We start from the raw sequence: 17721 nt of genomic DNA on the forward strand, positions 1-17721 counted from the left end.
AACTATCCTGAACCTATCACTGAGAACGTAACTGCTCGGCGGCCTCTATCGACACCCGCGCCACCTCAAAAATCTCCTTAGGCGGTATCGGGCAAGCCTCGCCCTTTTCAATCGCACCAAGAAAAGCAGCCGCACAGGCTCCCTGGCCCTTGTCCTGCTTCCACAGGTTCATCTTCTTGAAGCCCGGCCAACCAAACCCTCTTAGCTTGCGGAAGTTATCCAGTTGCAGCACACGGCCCGCAGCGAACACTTCCACTCGCTCCTTCGGGAAGCTGGCGGCACCGTTGGCCAAGTAATTCACTGTACCGAAGGAGCCATCTGCAAAGCCAAGTGTGATGGCTGCCTTGTCTTCCGTAACCGCTACACCAGGCGCATCCCCCATACGACGGGCTTGTACAGACATAATTTTCGAACCGGCAAGGAAGCGCATCAAGTCAATAAAATGACAAGCCTCTCCAATAATTCGGCCACCACCAACTTCAATATCCTGAGTCCAGTGGTCTCTCGGAATGGCCCCTGCGTTGATGGTCATAATGAAAGACTTGGGCTCATTCACCGACTCAAGCAGTTCCTTCATCTTCTGGACCTGAGGCGAGAACCGGCGGTTGAACCCGACCATAACGTGACCGGTAACACCACTTTCGTGGTTCGCCTGGAACTGCTCCTGAACCTTATTCAGATCATCACGAGTTACCGCGAGAGGTTTTTCAACAAACACATGCTTGCCAGCCTTGAGAGCTGCCTCCACGAAGGAAGCATGGGAGTTATGGCGGGTTACGATCACAATGGTATTAATATCCGGGTTATCAATCATCGCCTGGGTGTTTGTAGTGGCTTCCGCAAACCCCGCCTTCTCACCATGAATGACACCGTTGATACCACCCGACGTTGCAATGGAATGAAACTGAGCGCCAGCCGCCTTGAACGCTGGAATTAGCATACGGGAGGCATAGTTACCAGCCCCTACAAAACCAACCACAGACTTCTGTGGATTAAAGGTTATGCCCTCATTCAACGTAACGGTCCTGACCTGCCGGCTTTCTGGTGCGCCTTTATACTCCAGCAGAATACCCAAAGCGGTTTTATCGGATGAGAGGGTCTCGTAGGCTTCCGTTGCGTTCTCGAAATCGAAGCGATGGGTAATCAGTGGCTTCACGTCAAGCTGACCACTGGCCATCATGTCCAGAACTGCTTCAAAGTTGCGTTGTTCGGTCCAGCGCACGAAACCGAGCGGGTAATCCCTCCCTTGCTCCTCATAAGCAGGGTCATACCGGCCGGGGCCATAGGAGCAAGATACCTGGAAGCTCAGTTCTTTCTCGTAAAAATCTGCACGGTTCAGTTCAAGCCCGGTAACGCCAACCAACACAATCCGCCCCCGCTTTCGGGACATTCGGGCGGCTTGGGTAACCGGATCTGTAGATTTAGTGGACGCAGTGATAATTACCCCATCCACGCCTCGGCCTCGGCTAAACGCCATGCCAGCGGCAACTGGATCTTCCCCCTTTGCGAGATTACAGGTTTTCGCGCCAAACTCACAAGCCAGCGCGAGCTTAGATTCATCAAAATCAACTGCCAGAACCCGACAGCCGTGGGCACGAAGCAGTTGGACCGTTAATAAGCCAATCAAGCCAACTCCGGTTACTACAAAGCTTTCCCCTAAAGTGGGCTCAGCAAGTCTGATGCCTTGCAAACCAATAGAAGCAACCACGGTAAATGACGCTTCCTCGTCAGATACTGAATCAGGAATCAGTGCGCAGAGGTTTTGGGGGACCCTAACCACGTCGGCATGAGGACCATTTGAAACCACGCGACTTCCTGCCTGGAAATTGTCTACGCCTTTTCCAACCTCCGACACAACACCAACGTTGCAATAACCAAGTAGAAAGGGTTGAGCAAGTTTGGACTGGACAGCGTCGATAGTGGTCATCAAGCCGTCTGTTTGCACTTTCTCAATCACCATTTTTACCTTTTCAGGCTGTTTCTTCGCCTTTTGGAGATAGGAGGCTTTACCAAAATCAACCAGCATTCTCTCGGTCCCGGTAGAGACCAACGTTTTACTCGTATTAATCACCAATGCCCCTGTAGTGCAAGATGGGCAAGGGGCAGAGGTTAAAGATGTTTTTCCCTCTCTCATGTCTTGAAGTACTTGCTTCATTTTTTACCCTTAGCATTAATTTCAAATGAAAACTGGAAATTTCTCGTATCTCCGCAGGCTCGTACGCCTTTACCCCGTAAAAAATTTAATGCATCCCTTTCAAAGGACCTATAATCAGAGGGTGAAAACAGATAGGTACCTGGATAACGTTCACATATATTTGATGCTAATGCCGGAATACCAAGCGTCACCGCATCTGCCACAGCAACTCCAAAACTATCCTCTACAGTGGGACGGAAATATACCGCAGCCTTAGCTAAGGCATAATTAAACTCAAACTGATTAAAGTTGTAAAAACATAAAACATTTGGCAAGGCATCGGAAAGCCTCAAAATATCGTCGAAATCATTGCCGTCTCCATAGAGAAAGACAGCAAGTGACCAGTCAGGATGCTCCTTGACAAAATTAATGCACCATTTATGGTTATATAATGGTGATGGATATCCGGAGCATACAATTACCCTTTTACCTTGAAAGAAATTATCAATCTTCTGCAATCGTTGATCTAAGCAAAATGAAAGCTGATTTCGCGGCGGCAAATAGGATTTACACTTAATTATATTCCGTTCAGCAACACCTATCCCGATATAAAAATCATACTGTTTCTCACTTATACAATAAACCCTATCTATTCGCGAAATCGCAAAACGATAAATCCACCTGAACTTACCGGATGACAGATCACCATGGTGTAGCATCAAAAAAAAGCGAGATCTTCTTTTTGGCAAGACCAGAAAAAAAATCAACGATCTCGATTTAGAAAAATTAAAGAAAACGTCATTACCGGAAAACCAACTACTCAAACCAAAAAATTTTAGAACTAACCTCAGCTTTGACCGTAAAAACCAAATCTTTCCGTCAAAGTCTTTTGGGACCAGTTTATTTTTATTTGGATAGATATCAACAATGGAATGGATTTGACCAGAGGCAGTGAGCCTCAAAAGGAAGTTTGTAACACCACCAATAGGTTCAGGCAGACCACCAACTACCACCAATTTCCGAGAACCACTCATGAGATTAACAATCCTTTCCAAGGATACTGATTTTGGATAAGGCCTGAATAACCCGAAGCCTTAAAGAAACTATTCCTGTCCTAGAAACCCAACACTTTAAGCAAACTTATTATCTATTTTCTACTTAAACCTGCCAAGCCATTATTGAGAATGCAAAAAAAAAGAGACTTACTGACTGAATTTAGATTTTCAGACAGAAAACTTAAACTCTTTACATAATTAAGAGCATACCAAAAATCACACTTATACTTGAAAATCAACCTCAGGAAAACCTTTATAAGCACCAATCTTCGCCAAGCTTTCCATTTAAAAAAACTCAACTGAGTTTTCATATTGATAATTCGATTTAAGTAGTGAATAAATCCTTTCCTGAGTACCACATCGCCAAGCGAGTCGGTACTAGAACCTACTTTATGGTAAATAATCGATGAGGGAACACAATTTATATTGCGCTTACTCTTATTTACCCTAAAGCTGAGCTCAACATCTTCTTCGCCAAAAAAGAACTTCTCTGTAAACAAACCAATTTCCACAAAATCAGCTGTGCGCACCAGAAAGCAACAACCCGTAGCGAAACCCACTTCAAACGCAGGACGGTCATCCATTACTTCACATTTTGCATTTGCGCAATAATATTTCACCCTGCCATAGCCTGTAACTCTACCACCACAATTCCATATTCTTTCTGGTGATGAAAAATATCTGATCTGAGGAAATGACATAAAGTCAAAATGACTCGATAGTCCACCTTTTAAGCGACCAAGAAAATTAGGAGTCACAACGGTGTCATTATTCAAAATCAAGGAAAAATAATAACCGTTGTTGTGAGAAAATCTAACCCCTAGATTACAACCCTTAGAAAAACCCAAATTTTCTACAGTCTCTAAAAGAAATATATTTACTGATTCAAACTCATAGACTTTGCGTACCTCTAATGAGTCAACTCCTTTTAAAGTGGTCTCTAAGAGTGACCCGTCGCTGTCAAAAAAAGCCTTGTCCAACTTTACTCGAAGAGTATTATCGGTAGAGCCATTATCAATCACAAGAACATCGAGTGATTCTCCTGATCTAACAATAGATTTCACACACTCAACAGTATCATCCGCTCCATTCCAGTTTAAAATAACAGCCAAACAGTCATTCTTTCGCATTATATTACACTTATTAAAAGTTAAGTTTTAATCGACAGCCAAGATTACAGGGGGCGCCAAACATTTTTTACACTAAGTTTAGATCTCATGCTGCCCTGCCACTGGGATTTTCAGAAAAATCCGAGTATTTCACCAAATCATCAGTATTTTCAACTCTTATAGATGCTAGCACAGGTAGCAAAGCCAATATTAGGAGCGCATCAAATCCTGAAAAGTATGGATTTGTAAAACTAGCTAAACAAAACGTGGAAATGCCAGTTAATATCGCCAATCCTTCTGACCTATACCTTAATAACGATTTGCAATTAAAACCCGCCTTAATAAAGATCCAAAACATCAAAGCGAAAATCAGTGAAAAACCTATAACTCCACCTTTATATAAAGACGCCATATAAAAAAGTTCATACGACCAAGGCTTTTCCTTGACCCTCCCATCATCCACAAATCCACCTAGCCCACTCCCCATCAATGGAGCCTCAAAAAAACCCGTCAACAGAGCGTTGAACTGCCGTATCCTTATACTATCTTCGTCATGATCAAATACGCCGGATATTCTATGAAAAAGATTACTGTAATTGACGTCTCCAATGGCTATAGCCACTGAAAAAAAAACCGCTAGAGACAAAAACAGTGCACCTACTCTGTTGACAAATCCGAACTTAATCCTCTTAAAAAATATCACCTCCATAAAAAAAAATAAAAGAGGGCTCATCACAAAAATTAGATACAGCGCTCTTCTAGACGAAAGCGCTACTGCTAATGTAGCCGCGAACAAAGAAAAATATACAAGTTTCCCGTTATTGGCTTTCCACTGCCCTTTCGTGCACGAAATTATTAAAATTATTGGCGCAATAAAAAACAACGAGGTAATATTGTTAACTCCCATCTGAACATAACCGTCATGTATTCCAACTTTGAAGTTAACGCCATCCAAAAACCAGCCAGGCAGGAAATCAAGTCCTCTCCACGCAACGATCACTAAAGTCACGTTTGTCAGAGCGATTATTATAGAACTCCAACAGACGGACCTCAAAACTATACCAATAATAGAAACTCTTAGGGCCAGAATAAAAACGAAAAAATAAACAATAAAGAAAACCACGTACATCCGAAAATAATCTATGATTGCGACAAATTCGTTATTCTTAAGAACGCTCCATGCCACCCAAGTTAAAGACAAAAAAATCCAGCCAATGAAGAAAAAGAAATAATTTTTCCTTAACTTAAAATTGCCAACTTTTAAAAAAAGAACCAAAGACAGTACGAAAAACGCAAGCAAAATCGGCGCCTTGAGATAAATTAACATCTTAGGAAATGACAAGCAAAGCGTAAAAAGCCAAAAGTAAAGCTGTTCTATAATAGTCTTCATAAGCAGCGCATGCTGAAAGTTAAGTGACGAAAATACATTAACTTTTTTAAATCGTCTTTTATATCGTTATCTATACCGAGTTCATACCTATCAACGCATTAACCCTAAGTGGCTTGACCACGTAATTCGACTATAATTTTCAAGGTATCCCAATATATTCATTTAAAGCAGCGCACTTAGGGAACCTCAAATCTCCGCATTTTTTCAACACTCAAGCATGATAATCCCATTTAGCAAGTGTGTTCTGATGCGTTTTTGCAAACTCAAGAAGATCCTGGGACTTACTATAGGAATAGGCTCGACTGGGTTTGATTGATCGAGTTATCTCCTGGACTCTTTGATCAGATGTACTCAACCCGCAAAACTCAGCAGCGTCTTTGAGAATCTTTAGCGGCTCTGAGAGCAGATCTTCATAACGAACCCGGAACACCCTGTCCTGCGCCACACTATCCAATTGAGTTTGCGCCCGAGTCTGATAGGTGTCCCACAGCGATAGCCCACCTTCCAGTGACAATGACCTTGGCGAGTCACAGAAGCCTCCACGCTTAGGGATTAGCCATGTTATTGGCTTTAGTTTACTGTATCTATTTTGTGTTGACGCTATTGAGCAATCAGCACGTACGCGGAGACTTTGCGCCACATCCACACCGTGGCGCTCAATGAAAACCAAGCGAGCGCCGGGAAACAGATCGAGCCAAAACGGCAAAGTGAACGTGTTGCGCGGATCTTTCCATCCCCAGGGAGTGCTTTGTGCAAAAATCGAGTGTTGGCTAAGGTACCTTTTCATCCCAAGATATCGTGCAGCTCTGGGCGATTTCATAAGGTCGCTCACATAGTTTTTTGATACTGTAAGCACTGGTTCGACTTCTGGATTCCAAAGATAGTCAAGCTGCTCAGGGTTATCCCAGCGGGCGCCGCATTGCGCCATCAACCAGCTGTTGAGTTCAAGAAAAAAGAGCGCTTCGTTGTTTTCATCCTTCTTGGTTCCCACAAACAAGCCTAGATCTTCGAGTAGGCGGCCCAGTAAACTGGTGCCCGAGCGATGCATGCCAATAAAAATAATTGGTGAACATTTTTCATTCTTCATAATAACTTCCAGCTATATTCAAATTGGACCAGGCCTGATTTTAAGTCGCTTCATCACTAATAATCCCAACACAAGGTTCCAGCACACAAGACCCGTTGCTGTTGCTATAGCAGCTCCAACCACGCCCATAATTGGGATTAATGAAACAGCGGCAATAACGTTGACAATTAATGCAACAACCTGCCCAAGCAGGGTATCACGTTCAAATCCACTCATCGTCAGCAGCATGCCAACAGACCCAAATGTCACATTGATAACCTGGCCAACCGCAAGGATCGCCAAGGGCAGTGTCGCAATTTCGGCATATTCATTACCAAACACAAGAGCCAGAATGGGGGCACCAAAAAAAATTAGAGGCAAGGCAATTGGCAGAGCAACTAACAACGCCATCCGCGCCGAATAACGACTCAAACTCTGAAGCCTGATGTGATCGCCAGCTTTATGAACCTGGGTGATATGTGGGCCAATAACCAAATTCACAACGGTTAGCGAAAGGACCACTAGCATCGCGCCTCGCTCGGCTACCTGCATGGCGGCCACCTGTTCTTCTGTGCTCAGCCACCCCAAAAGGAGGATACCGATCTGTGCATTCAGTGTGCTAGCCGCTACCAGCAATGTGAAGGGCATCCAGGCCTGCATCCATTGCTTGTGCTGCGAGGCATCGTTTGACGGTAAGACATCTCCGGTTTCGGGAAACGTGCGCCGGAGCAGTACAGTTCCTACAATCAACGCGGAAACCGCTCCAGCGATGAACGCTGCCACAGCTGTCAGCGGGCTCAGAAAACCGCCCAAGAGCATTACAGTGGCAACAAACAAAAGAGCCAGAGGCCGGATAACGAGATCTGGGAACTGCCCTATCACCATCCTGCGCAGCCCGGCTAAAATACCTGAACGGATAGCATTTAGCCCCAGCAACGGCAAAGACGACAAGCCCAAAAGCAGCAGAGTCCAACGGTCATCGATTTGCCAATCTGCCTTCCAAAGCGCAACCCCGCCTACCACTACCATTACCAAGGCACTGCCAAACAAGACATGGCGATTACCCCAGCGCAAGAGTGTACGGATTCGGCTCTCTTCGCCAGCTTGATGCAATGCAGCAGTTTCACGGGTGGTAAGTTGCATCAATGCCGGGGCCAGCGGAATAGATAGTGTCGTAATCAAGGCAATTACAAAGGCGTATTGTCCGAAGCCTTCCGGCCCCAGACTCCGGGCAAGCAAGATTGAAGCTGCCAGCGTTAACGGCAGTGAAATCAGCTTCAGCGCACCGACGCCTACGCTGCCCCTAAGAAGCTGAGCACGAAGCCCATCTCCCCGCCCCGAAGCAATTAAGCGGCTAATCAGACCCTGGTTCAAGCGAAATATTCTGCGTTAATGAAGCTTGTTGCCTGACTGTCCTTTGTCGAGACCAAGGGTCGGTTTTCCAACGGCCATTTGATATCCAGATCGTGGTCAGCCCAGTGAATACTGGCCTCGGAATCGGGGGAGTAGTAGTCAGTGCACTTGTACTGAAATTCAGCCACGTCGCTTGTCACCACGAAACCATGCGCAAAACCAGGCGGAATCCATAGCTGGCGCCTATTCGTAGCAGATAGTGTTTCGCCAACCCACCGGCCAAATGTTGGGGATTTCTCGCGGATATCTACAGCCACATCAAAAACCTCGCCGATAGTCACTCGTACCAGCTTACCTTGGGCGTACGGTGGCAACTGATAGTGGAGGCCTCTTAGAGTACCCTTCACCGAGCGGCTGTGGTTATCCTGGACAAAGGAAATGGGATAGCCGACAACTTCTTCAAACACCCTCTGATTATAACTTTCGAAGAAAAAGCCGCGCTCATCTTCGAATACTTTCGGCTCCAGAATTTTCACATCCGGAATATTTGTTGCAACAATCTTCATAAAATCTTACTCAGCTGATTTGACCAGTTTTTTCAGGTAGGCGCCGTAGCTGTTCTTTTTGAGGTTTTCCGCCTCTGCCAGCAGTTGTTCTTCGTCGATGAAGCCCATACGGTAGGCCACTTCTTCCAGGCAGGCGATTTTCAGGCCCTGGCGTTTTTCCAAGGTTTCAATAAAGCCACTGGCTTCGTGCAGGGAGTCGAAGGTGCCAGTGTCCAGCCAGGCGAAGCCCCGGCCCAGCAGCTCGACGTTCAGGTCGCCCCGTTCTAGGTAAGCCTGGTTGACACTGGTAATTTCCAGTTCGCCCCGGGCGGATGGCTTTATCTGTTTTGCGATGTTAACGACATCGTTGTCGTAGAAGTAGAGGCCGGTTACGGCGTAGTCAGATTTCGGATTGGCCGGCTTTTCTTCGATAGAGACGGCGCGCTGGTTGTCGTCAAACTCGACTACGCCAAAGCGCTCTGGGTCGGTGACCTGGTAGCCGAAAACAGTGGCACCCTTCTCTCGCTTGGCGGCGGCTTGCAGCAGGTTGCTCAGACCCTGGCCATAGTAGATATTGTCGCCCAATACCAGGCATACGCTGTCTTGGCCTATGAAATCTTCGCCAATGATGAAGGCCTGGGCAAGGCCGTCCGGGCTGGGTTGTTCGGAGTAGTTGAGGTTGATGCCCCACTGGGTGCCGTCACCGAGCAGGCGCTGGAAACCTTGTTGATCTTCCGGGGTGGTGATCACGAGAATGTCCCGGATGCCCGCCAGCATGAGTATGGAGAGCGGGTAATAAATCATGGGCTTGTCGTACACCGGGAGGAGCTGTTTGGAGATGCCTCGGGTGATTGGGTAAAGCCGGGTGCCGGAGCCGCCGGCCAGGATGATGCCTTTCACATTTGTTCCTTATAGATTACAGACTTTTTTGCTATAGACACTTGCGGATGCCCTACCCCCGCTGCCGGCGGCGTGGCACCTTGGCGGGAGCCGAAGGCTGATAGGCTTTCAGACCTTTGTCTCCAGTGAGTATTTCAACTTTATAACCACTTTCCGCATAGTACTCAGCAACATCTTTGATGGTGGCATCGCCCAAAGACATTTTTTGTCTTGCCAGTGCAGGCCAATCTCGTGCCAGTACTTTAAGCTTCTGCGGCGACCACAGTTCCGCTTGGTGTGCGAATGCGGCCCAGGGGGTTTCTTCCTGAGCACTTTTGTGCATTAACTCAGCCAAAGCCTTTGCCCTTTCTTCCTGGCTATGCCTGGCCTGCGCAATGTGATTACCAGTTTCTATAATGGTCGCCAGTGGCAACACAAACGTGGCGCCGGCTGTGCGCTCGTCCTTAATTTTTGCTTCAACGCGTGTTTTGTCCCACTTGTCGTTGTTAGGCCCGCAGTTATTCATTCCCGGGACATCAAGCCAAACACATAGAATCGAGGTGTCGATTACCAATACAGATTTCATTAATCACCCACCACGCCTGAGCGCATTCTCAATTCGGCCTTCGGTGGACAGGCGCCCAAGGCTTCCCGCTGCCATCAGCTTGGGTAGGTGGCTGATATCCTCAAGCTGCGTCAACTCACTGAAGCCGGTACTTGCATGACGACTTGCTACGGTGATAAAAGGCACCATCATTGGACCGGCAGCATCAAGCAATGCCGGGTTGTGAGTGGTCACCAGCACATCGATATTGCGCTCCTCACCCAATGTTTGCAGCATTTCAACCAGCATTTGGGCACGGGAAGGGTGAAGGCCGTTGTCTACCTCTTCAATAACCAGCAGGCTGCCAGGCTCCCGCGTTAATAGTGCGGTAACAATGGCCAGATAACGCAACGTGCCATCCGACATGCCCCTGGCGTCTACTACATGCGATGGCTGGCTGTCCCAGCCTTCTTCACAGTAAAGCATGGCATCCGTGCCGAACTTGCCAACTGTTTCTGTCCAGATTCGTTTGATATCCCTTTCCGGCAACTGCTTCAGGTATTTCGTAATCGTTTGCTCTACCTGCTCTTTTCGCTCGCCTTCCAGGCCTGCCAACACACCGGCTATGTTTGCGCCATCTTCCATTAGGCTGTCAGAGAGTGCTGTGTAATCCCTCATGTGGCTTGGAATGGGGTCAAAAACAAATATCCGCACCAGTTTTGCCAAAATGTACCTTGCTGCTTCCTGTACTTCCTTGCGTATGGATAAGGTCTCGGTTTGGGCAAGAATAGTGTGGCTCCGGCTTAAATCCAGACGCTTTCCGCGGCCTTGCGTGCCCGTTGAGAAGTAGACAGGAATTGCCGGTGAGTCCGCCTCTTCCTGTTTACTTTGAAACAGGGCTTTTTCCTGAGGCTTGTTCGACCTGGGCCGGTAATTCAATGCAACCAACTCTTCGGCGTGCACTTCCGCTTTGGTGCCGTTCACCTGCACCGTGAGGCTATAGCGATAATCCTGTTTGCTGTTTGTTCCACTCGTTACGATCATCAGAGTGAACTGCTTTTCGGGCTTTCGGCAAACCCATTCAATACCGCCTCTCAACGGAGGCAGGTTCACATCTCCGGCAATCGCGGAGAAAAGACTCACACCGTGGCTAACACGGTTAAGAAACAGCAGCGCATCCAGGGCATTGGATTTGCCGCTGGCGTTGCTGCCAATTAACACCGTGAGGGGGTCTATATAAAGCGTGGCCTCTGTAAAACTTTTCCAGTTTTTTAGAGACAATTCTTTAATCATGGCCGGCTTATCCGCATTGTTGAGGTGTCGAAAGCATCCTGGAAAATTTGTTGGTTCAGTTCATTCAATGTTAACTCAAGTTGGCTTTGCCAGTCCGGGAGCTGGATGTTGAGGGCGCCTTGGAGTTTGGTTACGTCCATCCGTGAGTTCGACGGGCGTTTTGCCGGGGTTGGGTAGTCACTCGTTGGGATGGGGTTCGCCTTGGTGCTTTTGCCGGCCAGGCCAAAGATTTCCCGGGCGAAGCCTTGCCAGCTGGTTTCGCCGGTTGGGGCCAGGTGGTAGAGGCCGGTTTCCAGTTTACTGTGGATAGCCAAGGCCGTTACCTGAGCGATGAGGCGTGCCGGGGTGGGTGCGCCGATCTGGTCTGCCACAATGTTAAGTTCCGGTTTGCTTTCGGCCAGGCGCAGCATGGTTTTCATGAAGTTGTTGCCGCGGGCGCTGTAGACCCAACTGGTACGGAAGATCAGGTAATTCGCGCCGCTTTGTTTGATGGCCTCGTCCCCTTCGAGTTTTGTTTTGCCATAGTGGCTCAGCGGGCCTGTGGGGCTGTTTTCCTGCCAGGGTTTCTCGCCATCGCCGGGGTAGACATAATCGCTGCTGTAGTGCACCAGACGGGCGTTGCTGGTGGCTGCGTAGTGTGCCAGTTGCTCTGGCAGACCGGTGTTCAGGCGTTCTGCTTCGGCTTGCTGTTGTTCTGCGGCGTCTACAGCCGTCCAGGCGGCGGCGTTTACAATCATGCTGGGGTTTGTCGCCACCAGAAAATCTGTGACTGCCTTTTCATCCATCAAATCCAGCTCTTCTCTGCCCGGGGCGGTTATTTTGCCCAAGGGGGAGAGGGTACGGTGGAGTTCGAAGCCGACTTGGCCGGTTTTTCCTAGCAATAATAAGTTCATAGCTTGGTTGCCTTGGGGTTTGTCCACGTAGGGGCAGAACCCTTCAATGCTTTGGTAACAACGTCCGTTCAGACAGCTTGCTGGAAGGCTTCCAGTTCAGACTGGGGGATGTGGCCGTGGTTGACCATTACGGTGTTGATCAAGAGTGGTGAAACTTCAAAGTGCTCTGCTGCAGCTTCCATGGTTTCTTCATCCGGATAGGTAGTGTCCATCCACTCAATGAGGTCGTTATAGGGGCAGAGAAATTCTTGCGCGAAGGCTCGCTGGAATTTTTGGCGGGCCGTGGCCGCATCGGTACACGGAAGCCAGTTGCCAATCCCGCTGCCATAGACTCCGTCTGCAATGAACCTGGCTGTCATGAAGCGCCGGGAGTCTTTACGTGTTTTGCCCAGTGCAACCCTGGCTTGCCCGTTATCTGTAATCTCACCCAGACCTATTGGTAAACGGTGGGCTGCCTGATTGTGTTCCAGTAACCGGGGGGAGGTTTCTAACAGCTCAGATAATTTTCGGTTATTCAGCGGGCCTTTGTTCAAACCCAGATGTTGACGTGTTTCGTTGGCTGCATCCCGCGCTTTTTCCCAAGGGTAGCCTGGCTGCCCATCACCAAGCAGCTCGGCCAAGCGGCGAACATTCTGAATGGGCAAGGTTATCAGCTCTCCGGCTTCTGCAAGAGACTGTTCCGCTTCCTCAATCGTTTTTCCTGCGTGTTTGTGGCCTATGCACGCCAATTCCTGTATGGCCGCTTCTCCGTGAGCTGCGCCCAGTTTGAGCAGGAGCGTCATTAGCGATTCCGGAGCTTCTTCCGGATCGTAGCCCAGCCTGGCTTCTAACTGGCGCTGAAGCGTCAGCGAAGGTGTGGCCCTTTCATCCAAAACCGTGTGCCACAACTGATGAAGCGGAGTTTGCCCAGCGTAGTCATTCAGTTGTTCAAGGGTTCGGCTGATGAATTCATCTACCCCTGATTCATACTGTTCTGCCGGCACCCATGCCTCTAACCGTTCAAGGTAACGCAGCGAGCCTGTGTTTTCATAGCTGGGCTTAAGGTTCAACTGAACGCTCTGGCCATCACTGGCAAATGTAAGGTTCGGCCATGCGTAGCCCTCACCCGCTGCAGCAAGCAGATGGCTCATTTTCCAGTCATGCATTGCGGATGCATCGTCTGATGCTAAACCCGGCTCCCATCGCAAGCGCCACCAGTTGGCCGCAAACCATACGGCCAGCGGGTACGCTGAAACGCCAATGGCATCTTTTACCTGATGGTCGCCCAGAAGATCTTCGTGGCAAAACAGCTGGCGCCCACTTACCCGAAGGGCCAGGTAGCAGCGGGTCAAGAGATCAGCAGATGTCGATGTCCCGTTCGAGCCTTCGATCCAGTTTATTTCAAACTGCATGATCTGTTTCTCCACCTATGGCCAACTGGCTCCACCGTTTGAGGATTTCTTGTCTCATCGGGTCGGCCTCTGGCATCGGGTATCCGTGATAGGTGCCTTGTACTTCGTTTTCTAATTGTGCTTCCACCGGGTGACCTTCACGGGTCACAGCCCAGATGTTCTGGGGCCACTGGCCTTTCATCTGAGCGCTTACGATGCCCTTTTCAGCACCTTCGGTTAAAAGCGATTCCGCAATGCTTTTATTGAAGATACCACAGTCGTCACACAGTGTTTTGTGCGGCCTCGGATCTGATGGCGGCGTTAAGCCAAAATTACCCGGATTTCTTTTGTGTTCGGGGTTGCCACCGTATTTGACTTTACTGGCCAGTTGCTCCAGTTCCTGCACTGGCAGTGAATTCTGTAGTTTGCGCTTTGGATTATAGCGTCCTTTACGTGGCTTCATTCCTTTAGTGCCTTAGTCCTGATAGTGCCTCAGTCCTGACTTCCTGTGCCTAAGCGTTCACGCTTGTAGCTACCGTCTTGCACGCGCTGGCACCAGTCGAGGTTATCCAGGTACCACTGCATGGTTTTACGGATGCCGGTTTCGAAGGTTTCCTGGGGCCGCCATCCGAGTTCTTTCTGGATCTTGCTGGCGTCTATGGCGTAGCGCATATCGTGGCCTGGGCGATCTTGAACAAAGGTGATCAGGTCCCGGTAGCTGCGTTCCCGTGGGCGGAGTTCCCGTAGGATATCGCAAATTGTCTGCACTACCTCGATGTTCTGTTTTTCATTATGGCCGCCGATGTTGTAGGTTTCGCCGGGTTTGCCTTCGGTGACAACTTTATAGAGGGCACGGGCATGGTCTTCTACGTAGAGCCAGTCACGGATCTGGTCGCCTTTGCCGTATACCGGAAGTGGTTTGCCTTCCAGGGCGTTAAGGATTACCAACGGGATGAGCTTTTCCGGGAAATGGTAGGGGCCGTAATTGTTGCTGCAGTTGGTGACCAGGGTTGGCAGGCCATAGGTTCGGCGCCAGGCGCGGACCAGGTGGTCGGAGCTGGCTTTGCTGGCTGAATATGGGCTGCTTGGGGCGTAGGGGGTTTGTTCTGTGAACATTGGGAGGTTTGCTTGCCCCCTCTCCCCTGACCCCTCCCCCGCAAGGGGAGAAGGGAAATCTGACGGGTGTGGAAGGTCTCCGTAGACTTCGTCTGTGCTTATGTGGTGGAAGCGGAAGTTGGCTTTCTTTTCAGCTTCCAAGGTCTGCCAGTATTGGCGGGTGGCTTCCAACAGCGTGTAGGTGCCTACGATGTTGGTTTCGATGAAGTCTGCCGGGCCGTCGATGGAGCGGTCTACGTGGCTTTCGGCGGCCAGGTGCATGATGGCGTCTGGTTGATGCTCTTTCAGTACCCGGTCGAGTTCGGTGCGGTTGCAGATATCGACCTGTTCGAAGGCGTAGCGCTCGTTGTCACTTACTTCTGCCAGGCTTTCGAGGTTGCCGGCGTAGGTGAGTTTGTCGAGGTTAACCACTTCATCCCGGGTATTCTGAATAATGTGGCGGATGACGGCGGAGCCGATAAAGCCGGCGCCGCCGGTTATTAGGAGTTTCATAGTTTGGCTTTTGGTCGGTAACTAGGATTATTGACTCGGTGCCGGGTGATCTGAACATGGGGTCAGAACTTTGGTTCTGACCCCGGTTATCCTGGCCTCGTTCCTAAACGTGTTCAATGTACCAAGGCATGGCTTTGGCTATGCCCTCTTTAATTCTGTATTCCGGCGTGTAGCCGAGTTTGCGATGAGCCTTGCTAACATCCGCCTGGGAGTGGCGGACGTCGCCGGCCCGGAACTCCCGGTTAATCGGTGGTTTGGCATAGGGCCTGCCGCTTTCTGCGAGGGCCGATTGCAGTGCGTTGAACAGATCGTTCAGGGTGGTTCTGTCGCCCACCGCTACGTTATAGACTTCATTTTTGGCGCTTTGGGCAGCGGTGGCCGCGAGCAGGTTAGCCTGAACGGCATTTTCGATAAAGCAGAAATCCCGGCTGGTTTCGCCATCGCCGTTGATGAACACATTATCACCCTGAATCATCGCGGCGGCCCATTTCGGGATAACGGCAGCGTAGGCGCCATTCGGGTCCTGGCGCTTGCCGAACACGTTAAAGTAACGCAGGCCGATGGTATTGAACCCGTATGTTTTGGCGAAAACGTCGGCATACAGCTCGTTGACGTATTTGGTCACGGCGTATGGGGATAACGGTTTACCGATGTTATCTTCCACTTTTGGCAACGCCGGGTGGTCGCCGTAGGTGGAACTGCTGGCAGCGTAGGTGAAGCTGGAAACGCCCGCATCACGGGCAGCCACGAGCATGTTCAGGAAACCACGAATATTGGTGCCATCTGTGGTAATCGGATCGTTAATGCTACGCGGTACGGAGCCAAGAGCGGCTTGATGCAGCACGTAATCCACGCCTTGGCACGCTTGCCGACAATCCTCCAGGATGCGGATGTCGCCTTCGATAAAAGAAAAGCGTTGCCATTGCTCGGCGCTGACCAGGGCTTGGACTTCGTCCAGGTTATGCGGGTGGCCCGTCGCAAAGTTGTCCAGCCCAACGACGGTCTGGTTCAGTTTGAGCAGGTGTTCCAGCAGGTTGGAGCCAATAAACCCGGCTACGCCGGTCACCAGCCAGGTTTTGGGCGCCTTGTTTAGCTCATTCTGCAACTGTTCGTATCGGGTCATGGTTTACAGCCTGATGTCGGATTCGTTGGCGGACAGAATATATTTCAGGTCGTAAACCACCCCGCCCGGTTTTGCCAGCGCCCGGATACCCGGCGCCCCCAGACTCTTGAACTGGTTGTGCCCCACGGCAAGGATCACACCGTCGTATTGACCGGGTTTGGGCTGTTCAATGGGTGCGATGCCGTATTCATGTTCTGCTTCGGCGGTGCTTACCCATGGGTCGTAAACGTCCACTTCAATGTTGTACTCGGCCAGCTCTTTCACGATATCAATCACCCGCGTATTACGCAGGTCGGGGCAGTTTTCCTTGAAGGTAAGCCCCATCACCAACACCCTGGCGCCCTCCACGTGAATGCGCTTTTTCAGCATGGCTTTAACCAACTGGGAAACCACGTAGGCGCCCATGCCGTCGTTCAGGCGGCGGCCGGCGAGGATGATTTCCGGATGGTAGCCGATGGTCTGGGCCTTGTGGGTCAGGTAATAGGGGTCTACGCCAATGCAGTGGCCACCCACCAGGCCGGGGCGGAAAGGCAGGAAGTTCCATTTGGAACCGGCGGCCTGCAGGACGGCTTCGGTGTCTATGCCCATTTTGTTGAAGATCATCGCCAGCTCATTGATCAGGGCGATGTTCAGGTCCCGCTGGGTGTTTTCGATGACTTTGGCCGCCTCGGCCACTTTGATGCTGCTGGCCTTGTGGGTGCCTACGGTAATGATCTCGTTGTACAGCGCATCCACCAGGTCGGCGATTTCCGGGGTGGAGCCGGCGGTGACTTTTTTGATGTTGGTGACGCGGTGTTCCTTGTCACCGGGGTTAATCCGCTCCGGGCTGTAGCCGGCGTAGAAGTCCCGATTGAACACGAGGCCGGATACCCGCTCCAGCACCGGCACGCAGTCGTCCTCGGTTGCCCCCGGGTAAACCGTGGATTCGTAGATGACGATGTCGCCCTGTTTGAGGGTTTTTCCGATGGTTTCGCTGGCTTTGATCAGCGGGGTCAGGTCCGGGCGTTTGTGCTCGTCGATCGGCGTGGGCACCGTTACGATGTAGACGTTGGCAGCTTTGAGATCGTCGGCGCTGGCGGTGTAGCTCAGGTGAGCCGCTTGTTTGAGTTCCTTGCTGCTCACTTCCAGAGTGTGGTCCTGGCCGCCCTGGAGTTCGGTGACGCGCTTCTGGTTGATATCAAAACCAATGACGGGGCGCTTTTTGCCGAATTCGACAGCCAGGGGGAGGCCTACGTAGCCCAGGCCGATAACTGCGAGGGTGAGGTTGTTGGTTTGCATGGCGTTGGGTGCTTTATCTTTGGTGATTCATTGAGATGCTAAGGCGTGAAGGTGGGGTCTGACCCCACGGGGTCAGACCCC

At 50.1% G+C, this 17721-nt stretch carries 16 protein-coding genes; all 16 read right to left on the bottom strand.

Annotation, left to right across the window (positions count from 1 at the left end):
- Positions 1 to 16 precede the first annotated feature (16 nt).
- The 16 genes from QPL96_RS02845 to tviB all read right to left on the bottom strand — a co-directional run bounded on the left by QPL96_RS02845 (position 17) and on the right by tviB (position 17640).
- Entirely contained in the window at positions 17 to 2155 is a 2139-nt protein-coding gene (locus tag QPL96_RS02845; RefSeq protein WP_303285440.1) for a bi-domain-containing oxidoreductase, read from the bottom strand.
- Entirely contained in the window at positions 2152 to 3168 is a 1017-nt protein-coding gene (locus QPL96_RS02850) for a hypothetical protein (protein WP_303285441.1), read from the bottom strand. Before QPL96_RS02850 ends, QPL96_RS02845 begins: the two co-directional genes overlap by 4 nt.
- A 113-nt stretch (positions 3169 to 3281) precedes the next feature.
- Positions 3282 to 4301: a glycosyltransferase gene (locus QPL96_RS02855; RefSeq protein ID WP_303285443.1), complete on the bottom strand. Its 1020-nt coding sequence runs from the start codon at positions 4299 to 4301 to the stop codon at positions 3282 to 3284.
- A 103-nt stretch (positions 4302 to 4404) separates the two neighbouring features.
- The gene (locus QPL96_RS02860; RefSeq protein WP_303285444.1) at positions 4405 to 5688 is read right to left on the bottom strand and encodes a hypothetical protein; all 1284 of its coding nucleotides are present in this window, start codon (positions 5686 to 5688) and stop codon (positions 4405 to 4407) included.
- Between the two features lie 211 nt (positions 5689 to 5899).
- The gene (locus QPL96_RS02865) at positions 5900 to 6775 is read right to left on the bottom strand and encodes a sulfotransferase (protein WP_303285445.1); all 876 of its coding nucleotides are present in this window, start codon (positions 6773 to 6775) and stop codon (positions 5900 to 5902) included.
- A gap of 18 nt (positions 6776 to 6793) precedes the next feature.
- A complete protein-coding gene (locus QPL96_RS02870; RefSeq protein WP_303285446.1) occupies positions 6794 to 8128 on the bottom strand; it encodes an oligosaccharide flippase family protein in 1335 nt (444 codons plus the stop codon).
- Entirely contained in the window at positions 8125 to 8673 is a 549-nt protein-coding gene (gene rfbC / locus QPL96_RS02875) for a dTDP-4-dehydrorhamnose 3,5-epimerase (RefSeq protein ID WP_303285447.1), read from the bottom strand. The genes QPL96_RS02870 and rfbC overlap by 4 nt, the downstream gene beginning before the upstream one ends.
- Positions 8674 to 8679: 6 nt before the next feature.
- Positions 8680 to 9552 carry a glucose-1-phosphate thymidylyltransferase RfbA gene (gene rfbA / locus QPL96_RS02880; RefSeq protein WP_303285448.1) on the bottom strand — a complete coding sequence of 291 codons (873 nt, stop codon included), beginning with the start codon at positions 9550 to 9552 and terminating at the stop codon, positions 8680 to 8682.
- A gap of 52 nt (positions 9553 to 9604) precedes the next feature.
- The gene (locus tag QPL96_RS02885) at positions 9605 to 10117 is read right to left on the bottom strand and encodes a hypothetical protein (RefSeq protein ID WP_303285449.1); all 513 of its coding nucleotides are present in this window, start codon (positions 10115 to 10117) and stop codon (positions 9605 to 9607) included.
- A 3-nt stretch (positions 10118 to 10120) separates the two neighbouring features.
- Positions 10121 to 11368: an AAA family ATPase gene (locus QPL96_RS02890; RefSeq protein ID WP_303285450.1), complete on the bottom strand. Its 1248-nt coding sequence runs from the start codon at positions 11366 to 11368 to the stop codon at positions 10121 to 10123.
- Entirely contained in the window at positions 11365 to 12261 is an 897-nt protein-coding gene (rfbD, locus tag QPL96_RS02895; protein ID WP_303285451.1) for a dTDP-4-dehydrorhamnose reductase, read from the bottom strand. Before rfbD ends, QPL96_RS02890 begins: the two co-directional genes overlap by 4 nt.
- A gap of 68 nt (positions 12262 to 12329) precedes the next feature.
- Positions 12330 to 13652 (bottom strand): hypothetical protein, encoded by a 1323-nt coding sequence (locus QPL96_RS02900; protein ID WP_303285453.1) that lies wholly within the window; start codon positions 13650 to 13652, stop codon positions 12330 to 12332.
- Positions 13642 to 14094, bottom strand: coding sequence for a hypothetical protein (locus QPL96_RS02905; RefSeq protein ID WP_303285455.1), 453 nt, complete (start codon positions 14092 to 14094; stop codon positions 13642 to 13644). The genes QPL96_RS02900 and QPL96_RS02905 overlap by 11 nt, the downstream gene beginning before the upstream one ends.
- A gap of 29 nt (positions 14095 to 14123) precedes the next feature.
- The gene (locus QPL96_RS02910) at positions 14124 to 15239 is read right to left on the bottom strand and encodes a dTDP-glucose 4,6-dehydratase (protein ID WP_303285456.1); all 1116 of its coding nucleotides are present in this window, start codon (positions 15237 to 15239) and stop codon (positions 14124 to 14126) included.
- 103 nt (positions 15240 to 15342) lie between these two features.
- Positions 15343 to 16362: an NAD-dependent epimerase/dehydratase family protein gene (locus QPL96_RS02915; RefSeq protein ID WP_303285457.1), complete on the bottom strand. Its 1020-nt coding sequence runs from the start codon at positions 16360 to 16362 to the stop codon at positions 15343 to 15345.
- Between the two features lie 3 nt (positions 16363 to 16365).
- Positions 16366 to 17640 carry a Vi polysaccharide biosynthesis UDP-N-acetylglucosamine C-6 dehydrogenase TviB gene (gene tviB / locus QPL96_RS02920; RefSeq protein ID WP_303285458.1) on the bottom strand — a complete coding sequence of 425 codons (1275 nt, stop codon included), beginning with the start codon at positions 17638 to 17640 and terminating at the stop codon, positions 16366 to 16368.
- Between the last annotated feature and the right edge of the window lie 81 nt (positions 17641 to 17721).

Source organism: Marinobacter sp. SS8-8 (genome assembly GCF_030540945.1).
Lineage (GTDB): Bacteria > Pseudomonadota > Gammaproteobacteria > Pseudomonadales > Oleiphilaceae > Marinobacter.

Excerpts from the sequence above, each read along its gene's own strand:
- QPL96_RS02845 (WP_303285440.1), bottom strand. The coding sequence starts at position 2,155 with ATGAAGCAAGTACTTCAAGACATGAGAGAGGGAAAAACATCTTTAACC.
- QPL96_RS02900 (WP_303285453.1), bottom strand. The coding sequence starts at position 13,652 with ATGCAGTTTGAAATAAACTGGATCGAAGGCTCGAACGGGACATCGACA.
- rfbC (WP_303285447.1), bottom strand. The coding sequence starts at position 8,673 with ATGAAGATTGTTGCAACAAATATTCCGGATGTGAAAATTCTGGAGCCG.
- QPL96_RS02910 (WP_303285456.1), bottom strand. The coding sequence starts at position 15,239 with ATGAAACTCCTAATAACCGGCGGCGCCGGCTTTATCGGCTCCGCCGTC.
- QPL96_RS02860 (WP_303285444.1), bottom strand. The coding sequence starts at position 5,688 with ATGAAGACTATTATAGAACAGCTTTACTTTTGGCTTTTTACGCTTTGC.
- QPL96_RS02865 (WP_303285445.1), bottom strand. The coding sequence starts at position 6,775 with ATGAAGAATGAAAAATGTTCACCAATTATTTTTATTGGCATGCATCGC.
- rfbD (WP_303285451.1), bottom strand. The coding sequence starts at position 12,261 with ATGAACTTATTATTGCTAGGAAAAACCGGCCAAGTCGGCTTCGAACTC.
- QPL96_RS02885 (WP_303285449.1), bottom strand. The coding sequence starts at position 10,117 with ATGAAATCTGTATTGGTAATCGACACCTCGATTCTATGTGTTTGGCTT.
- tviB (WP_303285458.1), bottom strand. The coding sequence starts at position 17,640 with ATGCAAACCAACAACCTCACCCTCGCAGTTATCGGCCTGGGCTACGTA.
- QPL96_RS02850 (WP_303285441.1), bottom strand. The coding sequence starts at position 3,168 with ATGAGTGGTTCTCGGAAATTGGTGGTAGTTGGTGGTCTGCCTGAACCT.
- QPL96_RS02905 (WP_303285455.1), bottom strand. The coding sequence starts at position 14,094 with ATGAAGCCACGTAAAGGACGCTATAATCCAAAGCGCAAACTACAGAAT.
- QPL96_RS02890 (WP_303285450.1), bottom strand. The coding sequence starts at position 11,368 with ATGATTAAAGAATTGTCTCTAAAAAACTGGAAAAGTTTTACAGAGGCC.
- QPL96_RS02915 (WP_303285457.1), bottom strand. The coding sequence starts at position 16,362 with ATGACCCGATACGAACAGTTGCAGAATGAGCTAAACAAGGCGCCCAAA.